This window comes from Candidatus Nitrotoga sp. AM1P (assembly GCF_013168275.1).
Lineage (GTDB): Bacteria > Pseudomonadota > Gammaproteobacteria > Burkholderiales > Gallionellaceae > Nitrotoga.
The window spans coordinates 595600-609335 of record NZ_AP019547.1; the positions used below are offsets into that span (position 1 = coordinate 595600).

General features: G+C 47.1%; 13 protein-coding genes, 3 tRNA genes and 2 pseudogenes. 7 read left to right on the forward strand and 11 right to left on the reverse strand.

Translation table 11 applies throughout. The features are described from left to right. Positions 1-147 precede the first annotated feature (147 nt). From W01_RS02665 to tilS, 3 genes are all read left to right on the forward strand, one after another. Positions 148-1185, forward strand: a complete 1038-nt coding sequence (locus W01_RS02665; protein WP_173052082.1) for a hypothetical protein — start codon at positions 148-150, stop codon at positions 1183-1185. Between the two features lie 113 nt (positions 1186-1298). After that, positions 1299-2264, forward strand: a complete 966-nt coding sequence (locus tag W01_RS02670; protein ID WP_173052083.1) for an acetyl-CoA carboxylase carboxyltransferase subunit alpha — start codon at positions 1299-1301, stop codon at positions 2262-2264. Beyond that, on the forward strand, positions 2236-3588 hold the full coding sequence (tilS, locus tag W01_RS02675; RefSeq protein WP_173052084.1) for a tRNA lysidine(34) synthetase TilS: 1353 nt from the start codon (positions 2236-2238) through the stop codon (positions 3586-3588). The genes W01_RS02670 and tilS overlap by 29 nt, the downstream gene beginning before the upstream one ends. A 157-nt stretch (positions 3589-3745) precedes the next feature. Here the strand turns inward: tilS and W01_RS02680 are convergent, their stop codons facing one another. Beyond that, positions 3746-4027 carry a hypothetical protein gene (locus W01_RS02680; protein ID WP_173052085.1) on the reverse strand — a complete coding sequence of 94 codons (282 nt, stop codon included), beginning with the start codon at positions 4025-4027 and terminating at the stop codon, positions 3746-3748. A 453-nt stretch (positions 4028-4480) separates the two neighbouring features. Here W01_RS02680 and W01_RS02685 point away from each other — a divergent pair, with 453 nt between their 5' ends. Then, a complete protein-coding gene (locus W01_RS02685; RefSeq protein ID WP_173052086.1) occupies positions 4481-4774 on the forward strand; it encodes an HU family DNA-binding protein in 294 nt (97 codons plus the stop codon). A 546-nt stretch (positions 4775-5320) separates the two neighbouring features. On the opposite strand, the gene W01_RS02690 is transcribed toward W01_RS02685, so the two are convergent. The 6 genes from W01_RS02690 to W01_RS02715 form a co-directional block, all read right to left on the reverse strand. Next, positions 5321-6463 (reverse strand): S1C family serine protease, encoded by a 1143-nt coding sequence (locus tag W01_RS02690; protein WP_198421325.1) that lies wholly within the window; start codon positions 6461-6463, stop codon positions 5321-5323. Between the two features lie 64 nt (positions 6464-6527). Further along, positions 6528-6740 carry a hypothetical protein gene (locus tag W01_RS02695; RefSeq protein WP_173052087.1) on the reverse strand — a complete coding sequence of 71 codons (213 nt, stop codon included), beginning with the start codon at positions 6738-6740 and terminating at the stop codon, positions 6528-6530. A gap of 176 nt (positions 6741-6916) precedes the next feature. After that, positions 6917-6992: transfer RNA gene (locus tag W01_RS02700), tRNA-Glu, on the reverse strand. A 23-nt stretch (positions 6993-7015) separates the two neighbouring features. Further along, positions 7016-7091 (reverse strand) — tRNA-Ala (locus tag W01_RS02705). 61 nt (positions 7092-7152) lie between these two features. Next, the gene (gene gltX, locus W01_RS02710; protein ID WP_173052088.1) at positions 7153-8544 is read right to left on the reverse strand and encodes a glutamate--tRNA ligase; all 1392 of its coding nucleotides are present in this window, start codon (positions 8542-8544) and stop codon (positions 7153-7155) included. Between the two features lie 554 nt (positions 8545-9098). Continuing rightward, positions 9099-10259 carry a DDE-type integrase/transposase/recombinase gene (locus W01_RS02715; protein ID WP_198421326.1) on the reverse strand — a complete coding sequence of 387 codons (1161 nt, stop codon included), beginning with the start codon at positions 10257-10259 and terminating at the stop codon, positions 9099-9101. Between the two features lie 172 nt (positions 10260-10431). Between W01_RS02715 and W01_RS02720 the strand changes: the two genes are divergently transcribed. Continuing rightward, a tRNA-Val gene (locus W01_RS02720) sits at positions 10432-10508 on the forward strand. 93 nt (positions 10509-10601) lie between these two features. Here the strand turns inward: W01_RS02720 and W01_RS02725 are convergent. From W01_RS02725 to W01_RS13830, 3 genes are all read right to left on the reverse strand, one after another. Continuing rightward, positions 10602-10877 (reverse strand): head-tail connector protein, encoded by a 276-nt coding sequence (locus W01_RS02725; protein WP_173052089.1) that lies wholly within the window; start codon positions 10875-10877, stop codon positions 10602-10604. A gap of 19 nt (positions 10878-10896) precedes the next feature. After that, a complete protein-coding gene (locus tag W01_RS13825) occupies positions 10897-11184 on the reverse strand; it encodes a terminase TerL endonuclease subunit (protein ID WP_256380119.1) in 288 nt (95 codons plus the stop codon). Between the two features lie 155 nt (positions 11185-11339). Further along, on the reverse strand, positions 11340-12074 hold the full coding sequence (locus tag W01_RS13830) for a terminase TerL endonuclease subunit (protein ID WP_198421328.1): 735 nt from the start codon (positions 12072-12074) through the stop codon (positions 11340-11342). Here W01_RS13830 and W01_RS02735 point away from each other — a divergent pair. Further along, a pseudogene (locus tag W01_RS02735) lies at positions 12032-12648 on the forward strand (IS30 family transposase); the annotation flags it as partial. The gene W01_RS13830 and the pseudogene W01_RS02735 overlap by 43 nt on opposite strands. 126 nt (positions 12649-12774) lie before the next feature. Here W01_RS02735 and W01_RS02740 read toward each other — a convergent pair. After that, positions 12775-13071: pseudogene (locus W01_RS02740) on the reverse strand (transposase); the annotation flags it as partial. A gap of 222 nt (positions 13072-13293) precedes the next feature. Between W01_RS02740 and ndk the strand changes: the two are divergent. Further along, positions 13294-13713: a nucleoside-diphosphate kinase gene (gene ndk, locus W01_RS02745; RefSeq protein WP_173052091.1), complete on the forward strand. Its 420-nt coding sequence runs from the start codon at positions 13294-13296 to the stop codon at positions 13711-13713. Positions 13714-13736: the final 23 nt, after the last annotated feature.

Consider the following 13736-nt stretch of genomic DNA (forward strand, 5'->3'; position numbering starts at 1 on the left):
AATTACTTTACTACTACCGTTCCTGGCATCGAATTTTTTGTTGAACAAGCAACAAGGTGAAGATTAACGTGGTCATTCATCAAGACCAACAAAAGTAGGTGTTAATTTACACAATATTCTCATTAAATAATTTAGGGCTAATTCGACATGAGAAATGTAGACATCGTTATCCTTGATTTATTCTTGCCGCAAGAAATTTCTGTCGATGCTTGCACCGGCTTATCTGTGCCTGTCCTTGAGAAAATGCTGGCGCGTGGTAAGTCTGAATTGTTACCATCAGAAATTTATTCAACAGGCACGCTGGAAGAGTGGCTATGTCGGACTTTTGGTATCGCACAACAATTAGACGAACCCATCGCACCGATTACCTTAATAACGGATGGGGTGCAGCCAGGCACGAGCTATTGGTTACGTGCTGACCCAGTGCATTTGCAGATGCAGCGCACACAATTGTTTTTGCATCCGCAAGTACCATTAGATGCTGATGAAGCAGCTCAACTGTGCACCAGTTTGAATACACATTTTCTTGCTGAAGGTTTACGTTTTTTTTCGCCTCATCCACAGCGCTGGTATCTACAGATGGAAAGTGTTCCAGACATCGTGACACGTCCTTTGTCACAGGTGGCAGGCAGAAATGTACAAACGCATTTGCCGAAAGGACAGGATGCCTTGCGTTGGCATAAAGTCTTTAACGAAATCCAAATGCTCTTTTTCGAACACGCAGTTAATCAGGTACGCGAGGCACGAGGTGATTTGCCCATAAACAGTATATGGCTGTGGGGAGGAGGGCATGCGGTAGAACAATTGGTACGGCCGTATACGACAGTTTGTGGCGACAGCTTTCTGGCCGGAGCATTCGCACAGGCGGCAGGCATTCCCTATCAGATATTGTCGGATGATTTAACCCGGTATGTTGATAATAGTGAAGGGGATATGTTAGTCGTCTGGGAAGGGTTGCGCCGGCCCTTACAGCAAGGTGACCTGCATGCCTGGCGCGATTCGGCGCAATGCCTGGAGCAAAATTATATTGCACCATTGTGGAAAGCACTGCGTAACGGGCACATCAAGCAATTGAGCTTGAATATATTGAATGCGGACGTTGCCCATCGATTTGTGTTGACGCGCAGTGCAGTGTGGAAGCCGTGGCGTTTGTCCAAATCTTTGACGCAATATGCGTTGACGTAGCGTAACTAATCAGACTGAAATTTTTTTATAATCCAATAAAATTCTATCTGTGCTTCTTTGGCCTAGCTAACCAGATACTGTATCATTTGAATACGCAAATAAATACGAAATTTATGAAAGCCATCTTCTTGGATTTTGAGCAGCCTATCGCCGAATTGGCAGGCAAAATTGAGCAACTCCGCTTTGTACAGAATGATTCAGCACTTGATATTTCCGATGAGATTAACCGTCTGCAAATAAAAAGCCAGGCGTTGGCCAAGGATATTTACGCCAAGCTCACGCCATGGCAAATCTCACAAGTGTCACGCCATCCACAACGCCCCTACACGCTGGATTACATTCAGCACCTGTTTACTGATTTTGAGGAGCTGCATGGAGACCGTTCCTATGCCGATGATCCGGCTATTGTCGGCGGGCTGGCGCGTTTTAATGGCCAAAGTGTGATGGTAATCGGACATCAAAAAGGGCGTGATACCAAGGAGCGACAATATCGTAACTTTGGCATGCCTCGCCCCGAGGGCTACCGCAAAGCGAAGCGCTTGATGCGGCTGGCGGAGAAATTCGATATTCCTATTATGACTTTTATCGATACCCCAGGTGCGTACCCCGGAATCGGTGCCGAAGAACGTGGTCAGTCTGAAGCCATTGGCAAAAGCTTGTATGTGATGGCAGAACTGCGGGTACCCTTAATCTGTACGATAATCGGAGAGGGCGGTTCTGGTGGCGCGTTGGCCATTGCGGTGGGTGACGTGTTGCTGATGCTGCAATACGCCACCTACTCGGTCATCTCGCCCGAGGGCTGCGCTGCCATCCTTTGGAAAAATGCAGACAAAACGGCTGATGCAGCTGAAACGCTGGGTATCACCGCGACCAGATTGAAGGCGTTGGGGTTGATCGATAAGATCGTTAATGAACCGCTGGGCGGTGCTCACCGTGATTGTGAAGCAATGATGTTAATCCTGAAAAAAAGCTTACAAGATGCCCTGAAACAGGCGCAATCTCACTCCATGGACAAGTTGTTGCAGATTCGTTTCAACCGCGTAATGGGCTATGGCAAGTTCAAGGAAGTCGAGCTTTGATTTAACGGAGCACGTCGCCGACGCGCTCTCCCCCTTGCTTCCAGCGGACAGCTCTATCCTGCTTGGGTTGAGCGGTGGTGTTGATTCGGTCGTTCTGCTGCACCTGCTACAGCACCTTTCCCTCCGTTGCTCATGGCATTTAAGCGCATTACACGTACATCACGGTATCAATTCGAAGGCGGATGTTTGGGCGGTATTTTGTGCTGATTTGTGCGCGCTCTATGGAGTCTCCCTGCAAGTCGAACATGTAAATATCGCGCCGTTACGCTCGCTAGGTATTGAAGCGGCAGCGCGAAAACTTCGTCACGCCGCGCTTGCACAACAGCAAGTGGATTTTGTAGCACTGGCGCACCATCTTGATGACCAAGCTGAAACTTTGCTGCTGCAATTGCTGCGCGGGGCTGGAGTACGCGGCGTAAGCGCCATGCCAGCGATAAAGCATCGTGCTAATGCCCCGACACTGTTACGCCCTTTACTTAATGTTTCTCGCTCCATATTGCTGAAATACGCCCAACAGCATAACCTTCAATGGGTGGAAGATGAAAGCAATGCTGATGACACTTACCCACGCAATTTCTTACGTCATCGCATACTGCCGCTGTTAGAACAACGCTTTCCAGCCTATCGCAAAACTTTGTTGCGCAGCGCACAGCATTTTGCCGAGGCAACTGAACTACTGGATGAGTTGGCACAGCAGGATGCGGATGGGGCAATATCAGATAACTGTTTGAATATTAAAAAATTGCGTATGTTAGGCATTGTACGAGGAAAAAATTTATTGCGTTATTTCCTTACAGCGCAGGGGGCAGCCATTCCAGACAGTACACGGCTACAAGAAATGCTGCGCCAGCTGTGCAATGCTCGCCAAGATGCACAGGTGTGCATCGACTGGCAGGGCTGGCAAATGCGTCGATATCGCGACCACGCTTACACTATGCCTGCGTTGCCGCCGCCAGTTGAATTTACCGTTATGTGGCATGGTGAAGCAGAAATATTGTTGCCTCCACCACACGGTGTGCTTTATTTTAGAAATACCATCGGGCAGGGTATCAGTGTGGCAAAGTTACAACTCGGAATTGTCAAAATTCGTTCGCGTCGTGGCGGCGAAACCATTCGAGTGGATGCGGCACGACCGCAGCGAGACTTAAAAAATCTGTTACAGAAGCATGAGATGCTACCGTGGCAACGCGACTTATTACCCTTACTTTTTTGCGATACTGACTTAGTGTGTGTCCCTGGCATAGGAATAGCCAACACATATCAGGCTCAGTCGAATGAAGCTGGCGTAGTAGCCATTTGGCGCGCAGATCTCAATACAGCATAAGTTCCCGACTGAATTGGAATAACAATTGTGCCGGGGTTGTCCACGATTTTTATATTAAAACGGAGCTTCAATTAATTCAGTTCATCAAACTGGATGGTGAAGTGGTTCAGAGCGGCTTTCCAGCCTTATTGGCTTTGCTGTATAAATCATTTTCGGATTATCTATAGCTAATTGCAGGGTAACCTTCCCTTATTAATATCTTAACTTTCCCATAAGTTGAAATAACTTTTATAACTTCTTTTTGTTTAATAAAGTCAAAGAGTTCGATGGTTGTATGTGCCTGCAAATACTGATCACTAATTTTAAATTCTTTGGTAACTCCGGAAATTTCCATATAAAAAACGACCTCATCAGCATTAGATTCATGCTTATGCCTGACTTTACACTCAGGAATAATATTTAACAGATGTTTACTTATTGCTTCATGTTTTACTTTCATTTCGTTCGTCTGAGGTAATTTAAACCATTTTATCATCCAGTTTGTTAGCATTTAATTATGTACGTACGTTCTAGCTTAATTGCGGAATATTAGTTGGAGTTACTAATGATAAGTACCCGAGAATTAAGTTCCTTCCGATTTTACTCTTCCAACAAATTTAGTTACATGCTACCAGTTTTTTACTATGCCGAGAGTTGAGTACTTCATGAACAAAAAAGTCGGGTATTGCTTGGAAGCTGAATACAAATCTTGGAAAACTACTCGGATCAAATGTCCGAGCAGTTCTTAATAAGAACTATTCCGGGCGTAAATGAAGTCTCAAATTGTAAACTCAACAAGATCAATACAACTAAATTTATTATTGCAGGGTGCAATAGTTTTTATAATTTCTTGTAATTGATACGATGACTTGGTACAGTTCACCGTCTTTTCAACCACACGGAAGTCAACATCATGAATAAATCAGAATTGATTGATGCAGTAGCTAAATCCACTAAGCAGACAAAGTCCAGTATAGAAGAAACCTTGAATGCACTAACGGCTGCGATTCAAACTTCTTTAACAAAAGGCAATAACGTCCAACTAATAGGTTTTGGTACGTTTGCCGTAGAAGCCCGCGCTGCAAGAATTGGTCGCAATCCAGCCACAGGCAAAGAATTAAAGATACCAGCCAAGAATGTTGTTAAATTCAAAGTCGGCAGTAAATTAAAAGATGCGGTCGCTGGCGCAAAAACCAAGAAAAAATAACAGGATATTCTTTAAAGCAGCCAACATCTGCGGGATATCGGTATTTTAACCTTCTGCAGATTAATTAAATCAAAAATCGGACACAGAGTTATTCTTTATAATTTAAATATTATCAAGGAGTAAAATTATGAGCAAAGGTCAGGAAAGTAAAAAGGCAGTCAAAAAAGAACCGACTAAAACTCTGAAAGAAAAAAAGGCTGCAAAGAAGATAAAAAAGGATGAAAAGATGCGCCAAGGATAAATACAATATCAACATCTAGCATCCGCCAAAAAACGCTTAACGGTAAGTAACGAAGAGTGTTAGCGAAAGTTTGAGATGCCGGTGTATTTCACGAAAATTGGTTAGTTTTTTGAGGTTTTCAAGGATCAGCAATCTTAAGGTGTTGCGTAATAATGAATTACGCAACACCTTTTTTATTGAATTTATCTTAAGGATATGGTGGCGCTCACCTTTCCATATCAGGCATGAATAGGCATTAGTTTTGGATTTGAAATGAGCGTACTTCGAGACAGACGAGCCCCGATTTCATAGTTAATTCGTTATCTTCAATTCCCCGGTTGCAGGGCTACAGCTAGATCTCGCTTTTCACCTTGATGCATTACGGTCAGCTGGACCACATCGCCAATTTTGTGATCATCAAGACGGGCCAGCAATTTTTGTACTGAATAAACATCCTTGCCATTAACCGCCACGAGAATGTCGCCAAGAGCCATACCTTGTTGGGTTACTGTCACACCTTTGAGACCCGCTTTTTCGGCGGCTGATCCCGGGTGCACGCGCAGTACCACTACACCCTTGGTACCAGTGATAGCATTCAATCGCTCGTTGATTTGTTCATCAGCCTCGATACCCAAGGCTGGACGAAGATATTTTCCACTCTTGATTAATTGTGGCACCACGCGCATGACGGTGTCCACAGGGACGGCAAAACCAATGCCGGCGGATGCCCCGCTGGGGCTATAAATGGCAGTATTTATGCCAATGAGACGCCCCGCTGAATCCAGCAGTGGGCCGCCCGAGTTGCCAGGGTTGATGGCTGCATCGGTCTGAATCAGATGTTCGATGGCAGGGCCGATATTCCCGGCCAATGAACGATCAAGCGCTGAGACGATACCGTTGGTCAGTGTCCAATCCAAGCCAAAAGGGTTGCCGATAGCAAAAACCTTCTGACCCACCTTCAGATCGTGACTGGTGCCCACCGGCACAGGCGGGGGACGCTTGAAACCTACGCCGATGCGTAACACTGCAATATCGTGCGCGGGACTGGCGCCAATCAGAGCCGCCTTGTAGGCTCGGCCATCGGCCAACTTTACTGTGGCACCAGAAGCATTTTCAATCACGTGGTAGTTAGTAACTACATGGCCAGCGTCATCCCAGATGAAGCCGGAGCCTGTCCCTTTAGGTACGGCAAAGACGTTGCGTGTCCACGCATCGCGCACCAGCGCGGCGGTGGAAATAAATACTACCGAGTTGCGGGATTTTTCGAACAATTCGATAGTGCTTTTTTCATCGGCGGCTAGATCACCCCGGGCAGTAACCGCACGAGGTTGACCTTTAGAGGGAGTCCATAGTGATTCGATGGCTGGCAACAGTGTCCATAACAGCATCAATGCCGCTACCATTATGACAATGGCCACTAGACGGCGGTAAAATGGATCGTATGTTTTTCGACTGGGTTCAATATCCATGAGTCAATACCGGTCAGCTAATAAATCCTTTTCATCCGAGCTGCATTGTTACGCCCCATACAGTTTATGGCAAAATTCCAAACTTTATCATTGACTGTTCAATCAAAGGTCTGAATTGTTCAGGACACGGGTATTCGCGCTGACCGGGTGAGATACGGTTCGGAGCTTGTCGAAGCTGCAAACCATTAAGTTCCTTAACGTGAGCAATCCAGCAACTTTTTACAACTACTTTGTGAATGCTACGAATATCATCTTGAATCTGCTTATAAGTTGCCATTTACTCTCCTTAGAGAAATAAAAAATGCTCACATCACTGAGAGCTGCATATTTATTTGTGCTGATGAGGTGAAAAATCGTCGGTTTACTGATCTCAAATGGAATCCATTTCCGAGATAAATCCGAGAAAAAATGCAAAGAATAATGGCCTGATTTACTACAAGCCATTGTTTTATTTGGCGTCCCCAACGAGATTCGAACTCGTGTTACCGCCGTGAAAGGGCGGTGTCCTAGGCCTCTAGACGATGGGGACTAAAGGGCTTGGTGATGCCATTTTGGTGGAGATAAGCGGGATCGAACCGCTGACCTCTTGCATGCCATGCAAGCGCTCTCCCAGCTGAGCTATACCCCCAAAATGTGCGCGCATTATAATGATCGAGCCTATCCTTGTAAAGCTGAATACCTGGTATGTGCTAAAGATGTCGTGCTATACGCGCCAATACGACCTCGCGTGAAAACAGCATTAATACTGCATCTACCGAGGGTGTCTGGGTTTGCCCAGTGAGCATTACGCGCAACGGCATAGCTAACTTAGGCATTTTCAAGCCATGCTTATTTACTATTTCCTTAATTACTACCCCAATCGCTACCGCTTCCCAAGTTACATCTTTCAGGCGCTCCACCAGTTCCTGCAAAGCAGGTATCGCTTCAGCAGACAGTTGGGCATTCAGCAATTCCTGATTGGGATGCAAGTCGATATAAAATACTTCTGCTGCATCTGCCAATTCGTTGAGAGTGACGACTCGTTCTTTATAAAGGGCAATTATGGCCTCTAGTGCAGGTACGGCGCTCACCAATACGCCCCGTGCTTCCAAGCGCGGACGTGTTAGCGCAGCAAGCCGCGTATTATCGGCCTGCTTTATATAGTGCTGATTGAGCCAGTTTAATTTCTCTGTATTAAATTGTGCCGCAGAGGGCGTGATATGGTCGAGGTCGAACCACGCACAAAACTGCTCCACCGAAAAAACTTCATCATTACCGTGTGACCATCCCAGTCTTGCCAGGTAATTAATCACTGCCTCCGGCAAATAACCCTGTTCATCATATTGCATCACGCTAACTGCACCATGACGCTTGGACAGTTTCTGCCCGTCGTCACCTAATATCATCGACAGATGTGCGTACTGCGGCACATTGGCGCCCAATGCCTTGAGAATATTGATCTGACGTGGCGTATTATTGACATGGTCATCGCCGCGTATCACGTGCGTAATGCCCATATCCCAATCATCCACTACTACGCAAAAATTGTAGGTAGGCGTACCATCAGCACGAGCAATAATGAGATCATCTAGCTCTTCATTATCAAATTCAACAAGCCCTTTCACCAAATCTTTCCACGTTACCAATCCTTTAGCAGGATTCTTGAAACGCACCACGGGCATCGTTTCAGCAGGTGGTTCAGGCAGTATCTTGCCGGATTCTGGGCGCCAGCGACCGTCGTAACGGGGTTTTTCACCACTTGCACGTTGGGCATCACGCATAGTTTCCAGTTCACTTGGTGAGGCGTAACAGTAATAGGCTAACCCCTGCGCCAACATATGCTGAATCACCTCTTTATATCGCTCCATACACTGCATTTGATAGAATGGGCCTTCGTCATAACTCAGATTAAGCCAAGCCATGCCATCTAGAATGGCTTGCACCGCCTCCGGTGTGGAACGTTCTACATCAGTATCTTCAATGCGCAAGATAAAAGTGCCATCATGCTTACGGGCATAAGCCCAAGAGAATAGTGCAGTGCGGGCTCCGCCGATATGCAGATAACCCGTGGGGCTAGGGGCGAAACGAGTACGTATGGGCATAATTTTTAATCAGTAATTTTAGTCAGAACAGAAGGCACATTTTACGCCACCCTGCCGCTCACACTACTATCAAAGTTAGGATTAAATAGATTTACCCAGTCTTGCAGCATATAAACTGTCCGTTTTTGATTTCTCTTTTTTCAAATCATTGCGACGGATTTGCGTAGCGGCTGAGAGTTGTTACAAAAGCAAACATCCATATATTTACCAATGACAGCCTCTAATTTTTGAAAGCTGGCGAATGTTCCATGACGTAGGCGTAGCTTGCTGTTCACTTTGGGTCCAACATAGTATTTTCCAACTCAGGTATGAGCCTGAAGCAGTTACGGACTTAATGATTTGATGGTGCGGGTTGGTCGGGTTAAAAATAAAGTTTAATGGATTTTTGCTAATCGGTTTTGAGTTTATTTTTTATGATTCCAGTCTCAAGAATTGGTGCTTTTCCGGTGTCGTTTTTCGATCAGTTATGCCCGGCGTTTTGGTTTTACAAAACCTTCAAATAATTCACTCCTGGCGCGTTGCATTTCCTGGGCCGCAGCCAAGTCTGTTTTAGACTACGCAAGCGCCTGCAAAGCTTCCAGCGTGATGCCCTTTTTGAGGGTGACCCAACCCTTTGTCTTCAACTGCACCCAGCACTCCAGCGGAGTTTTCACATCCTCGTCTTTATAGCGCTTTATGATTTTGCCTTTCGGGCTAATGATCTCGGTCGCAAACATGAACGGGCGGTGAAAATTGAGCCATGGATTGAACGTTTCCTGATAGAACGCATTGATAGGTTTAGCGTACTTCTGGGGGATATGTTCGTAGCCCATGTGCATGCGCACCACACTGGCATTCTTGCTCTCTGCCAGCGCGTTATTGTTACTGTGGCGCGAGCGCGATTTGGTTTGTTCGATGCGCAGTTTCTCAAGGATTCTCGCCACTGGGCCGTTGATGTACTCGGAACCGTTGTCCGAGTGAAAGCCCAAAATCACAAACGGGAATTGTTCGATGATTAACTCCAGTACGGGCAACAAAAATGCCTCGCTGATACCCTGCACGCACGCCTCGACTTGCCACTGGCTCACAGCGTCAACGCAGGTGATGTGATATACGCCCTTGATGCCGTCAAGATCGCCCTGGTGGACGGTGTCGATACGCACAGAACCGACCCTCCCATTGGGGCGTGGCACTTTGCGTACTCCGATGGAATTGCGCACCGGATGGGTCTTGATGAAAATCACCCGCAAGGCTTGATAACCCGTGCTTTTGCGCAGGTGCGAAACAGACAACGTAGATAGCCGCTCATAACGTGTATCGCCATAGACGCTGTAAGCACGCGGCAAGCGGTGCGCTATTGCCGGGCCACACGCGTCTTCATTGGCTTTGTCCCTCTCGACGAGCAGTGCGATATCGATAGCCGTGTATTTGCGCGCAAAGGGAGCCGTAGGCGCACGATAGCGTTTGGACAGGGGTACGGCAGCTAAACGGTTTGTGAACCACTGCGTGACCAGACGGGTGACCTGCGCAAGGCTGTAGCCGCTGGTGACTGGCAGATACTTCAGCAGCACACCTTTCTCTCGCTTGCCTTGTCTGGGGTAGTCAAAGCGCTTGAGCACGCGGCTAATGTGCTCGTAGCGCTCGCTGTCGTCACCAGACTTTGTGAACTCAATCTGGGTGCAGCCATTGAGAAATTGCTCGATCTGTTCAATCGCACAAAGCCGTGTTTCGTTCATGTTGATCATCATCCTGGTAATGATCAACCCACATCTTTAAATCAACCTCAGATTCCTCGCTTCAGACTCATTCCTCGTTGGAAATACGGCTTTCGTTCAGGCTCATACCACATTGGATAAGGCTAACATTTGAGCTTGACTTGGAATTCGATTATAATGCTACGCTTTATGTAGGCGCGTAGCTCAGCTGGTTAGAGCACCACCTTGACATGGTGGGGGTCGTTGGTTCGAGTCCAATCGCGCCTACCACTGATTAGATAGTAAAATCAGTGGCTTATAGAAAATGAAGCCAGCAATAAAGTTGTGAAAATTCCCTTTGTGGACTTTTTCAGCACCTCTTCCTTAAGCCGCCAATACCCGATACTGATTAAGTAATAAGTAAAACGTCCGGTTCGTGTAGAGTGCATCCCCAGCCTGCAAAACAAGGTTTTCAAACAGGTCAGCAACCAACAGGCAGCAAGTCGCTTTCACAGGTGCAGGCGCTTGGCCCAGCCCGTAAGTTATCCCGATATAACCTTCGATAAATGCGGTAGCAGCCGCTATATTCATTACCAACTTATCGTTGAAATCATCACCATCTATCCGGCAGTGTTCCTTTGCTTCTTGTAGAGTTAGCATTTAGTTTTCCTTAATTGAATTACATGAAGGCAAATTCGCCTCCGTCATATACGCTGCCCCGCTCATCGTCAGATTCCATCACACGTCCCAAGGCCATAAGGGCCGCGACAATGCCATCAATCCGTTCTGAGCTCTTTGACTTGTCCGGTTTCATGTTGCCTGCGGGGTCTTGTTTGATGGATACATTCGACGCCATCCAGCGCAATACCGGATTACCCGCATGATTAATTTTTTTTGCCAGTACCCGCCGCTCAAGCTCTTTTGTCGGTGCGCTCATTGAGGCGAAGCCTTGACCGAATCCGGTCATTTCGAAACCGTCGCCAGTGAGTTGATAGGTGTGTAGCGTTCCATCTATCGATTGCGATCTCTTTTATGTGATATTTCTCTGAAAGCTCGTTAATTTTTTTTCTGATTATTTCGTAGTCAATTACAGCGCCCTCTGTTGCGATAATTTCGCCTTGCCTAACCCAATACCCGATCACGCTCAGAACGCCATTTAATGCCTTCCTGAGGCACGAAGAAAAAAGGCAGTAAATGAACAGTATTTTCAATAGGAAAAGCCAGCACAAACGCCGCGATATCGGTAGTTGTAGCTAAATCTAAACCCGCATAACAGATATGTCCGGTTAAGTCTGGCAATTCTTCGGAACACTGATCCCATGTTTCCATGGGTAGCCATCGCGTGTTTTGCTCTGCCCAGATATTCAAGAGCAAACGCTTGAAGGTATTTTCATAGTCTGGTAGTTGCTGGGCCTTGGCACACTCAGCGGCAAAATAATCCTCTTTAACCGATACCCCTAAGCTTGGATGCGCCTTGTACCAGGTAGCAGGACTGGTCCAGTCATCTTCCGCCTTTGCTTCATATATTACGGGCAGAAACGCTTCGTCTTTAATAATGCCGTCCTGTACCTTTACAGCGTAGCCATACAGCTCATAACAAAGGCTATGGCGGTCATAGCCTGCTGTGGTAATAGCGACGGTCAGCGGTTGACGGCGCGCACCGGTTGACGTGGTTAGAACGTCCCATAGCTCCCGGTTGGGTAGGGCGTGAACTTCGTCGATAGCAATGCCGTGTGCTGAAAATCCGTGTTTGGTGTATGCATCAGAACTTAATACCTTGTAGCTGGATGCCGTGCTGGGGATAACAACAGCCTGATGGAGGTGACCTGCACCAACATTTACGTAGCCAGAAACCACGCCGCAAACGATATGCGAGCGGGCAAGAGCGGCGAGGCATGATCAAGAACCGTGTCGGCATTGATGAACGTCCGGAAATCGTGGATCAAAAGACGCGCATGGGAGATTGGGAAGGGGAACCGTCATCGGCAAGAATCACAAAGGTGGACTGGTTACCCTGGCTGAAAGGAAGTCGCGCTATGTGTTGGCGGGGCACCTACGCAGTAAACATGCCGAGGGTGTAACGGCCATGACAACGAGTTTGCTGAGTCCCCATAAAGACCAATGCCACACCATTACATTCGATAACGGCAACGAGTTTACGGGACATGAACGCATCGCAGCAGAACTACAGACTGCGATCTATTTCGCGCACCCCTGCCGTTCCTGGGAGCGAGGTCTGAACGAGAACAGTAATGGGTTATTGCGGCAGTACTTCCCCAAGGGCATGGCGTTGACTGACGTTACCGAGGAGCAAGTGCAGCGAGCGGTAGAACGACTCAACCACCGGCCACGCAAAGTGCTGGGTTTCAGATCACCGCATGAAGTATTATTTGGGGTAGAGGTGCGCTACACCAAGCTAGGGAAGCACTGATTAACTTGCGTTTCAGAATTTCACACAATTAAAAATAAATTGGTTACGCGCGAAATTCCGCGAAATTTTGAATTAAACAGCGTCTCCCTAGCATTACTTGTTGCACTTCGAACTTGAATCCGCCTTTTTCGCTTGGGTCAGCAAGTGCATCGCCAGAAACCAGAGCGTCAGCGGCAGCTTAGTCGCTTGGAAGATCGTACCGGCAGTGACCGTCGTCTGGTAGCGGCACGCTTGGCACTGCCAGTGCTGCCTGCCGTCGTGGATGAAGGTGCTGTGACGGGTTTCTCCGCAATGCGGGCAGACAAAGCCCTCTGGCCAGCGCGACGCCAACAGCGCCGCGTGACATTGCTCCACCCTCCCGTACTGCTTCAGAAACTCAGACATCGACAGACCCTTTTGAAACTGAACTCGGTTCATTGCCATGACGCATCTCCTTCGGTAGATGCGCCTATTATTCGCCCCTCAGTGGCTCACCACATGAGCCTGTACGTAAAAAATAGCACCCAACTGAGGCATGTAACTAATCAGGTTTGTCTATGTAATCTTAATGACTGGACTTTTTATGCTGGTTAGACAAAGCGACATAAGCTACAAAGCCTGTTAAAATCTGCAACTTGATTGTTAATCACCATTGGAGAAAGTAGCATGGCTGTTGAACGTACCTTGTCAATTATTAAACCAGACGCCGTCGCCAAGAATGTTATTGGTCAGATCTACACACGCTTTGAAAATGCTGGATTAAAGGTGATTGCAGCACGCATGGTGCAGATGTCGCGTACCGAAGCAGAAAGCTTTTATGGCGTACATCGCGAGCGCCCATTCTTTAAGGATCTGGTAGGTTTTATGATTTCTGGTCCAGTGATGGTGCAAGCATTGGAAGGCGAAAATGCGATTGCAAAAAATCGGGATTTAATGGGAGCCACGGATCCGAAAAAAGCTGACAAAGGTAGTATCCGCGCGGATTTCGCTGACAGTATTGACGCCAATGCAGTACATGGCTCAGATTCGTCAGAAGCTGCCGCAGTGGAAATTTCTTATTTCTTTCCTGATCTGAAAGTTTCATAAATTAACCCGTTTTTCTACGAGTC

Coding starts and splice junctions, on each gene's coding strand:
- W01_RS02680 (WP_173052085.1), bottom strand. CDS start 4,027: ATGAAAGTAAAACATGAAGCAATAAGTAAACATCTGTTAAATATTATT.
- W01_RS02670 (WP_173052083.1), top strand. CDS start 1,299: ATGAAAGCCATCTTCTTGGATTTTGAGCAGCCTATCGCCGAATTGGCA.
- tilS (WP_173052084.1), top strand. CDS start 2,236: ATGGCAAGTTCAAGGAAGTCGAGCTTTGATTTAACGGAGCACGTCGCC.
- gltX (WP_173052088.1), bottom strand. CDS start 8,544: ATGCCCATACGTACTCGTTTCGCCCCTAGCCCCACGGGTTATCTGCAT.
- W01_RS02685 (WP_173052086.1), top strand. CDS start 4,481: ATGAATAAATCAGAATTGATTGATGCAGTAGCTAAATCCACTAAGCAG.
- W01_RS02725 (WP_173052089.1), bottom strand. CDS start 10,877: ATGCTAACTCTACAAGAAGCAAAGGAACACTGCCGGATAGATGGTGAT.
- W01_RS02715 (WP_198421326.1), bottom strand. CDS start 10,259: ATGAACGAAACACGGCTTTGTGCGATTGAACAGATCGAGCAATTTCTC.
- ndk (WP_173052091.1), top strand. CDS start 13,294: ATGGCTGTTGAACGTACCTTGTCAATTATTAAACCAGACGCCGTCGCC.
- W01_RS02665 (WP_173052082.1), top strand. CDS start 148: ATGAGAAATGTAGACATCGTTATCCTTGATTTATTCTTGCCGCAAGAA.
- W01_RS13825 (WP_256380119.1), bottom strand. CDS start 11,184: ATGACCGGATTCGGTCAAGGCTTCGCCTCAATGAGCGCACCGACAAAA.
- W01_RS02695 (WP_173052087.1), bottom strand. CDS start 6,740: ATGGCAACTTATAAGCAGATTCAAGATGATATTCGTAGCATTCACAAA.
- W01_RS02690 (WP_198421325.1), bottom strand. CDS start 6,463: ATGGATATTGAACCCAGTCGAAAAACATACGATCCATTTTACCGCCGT.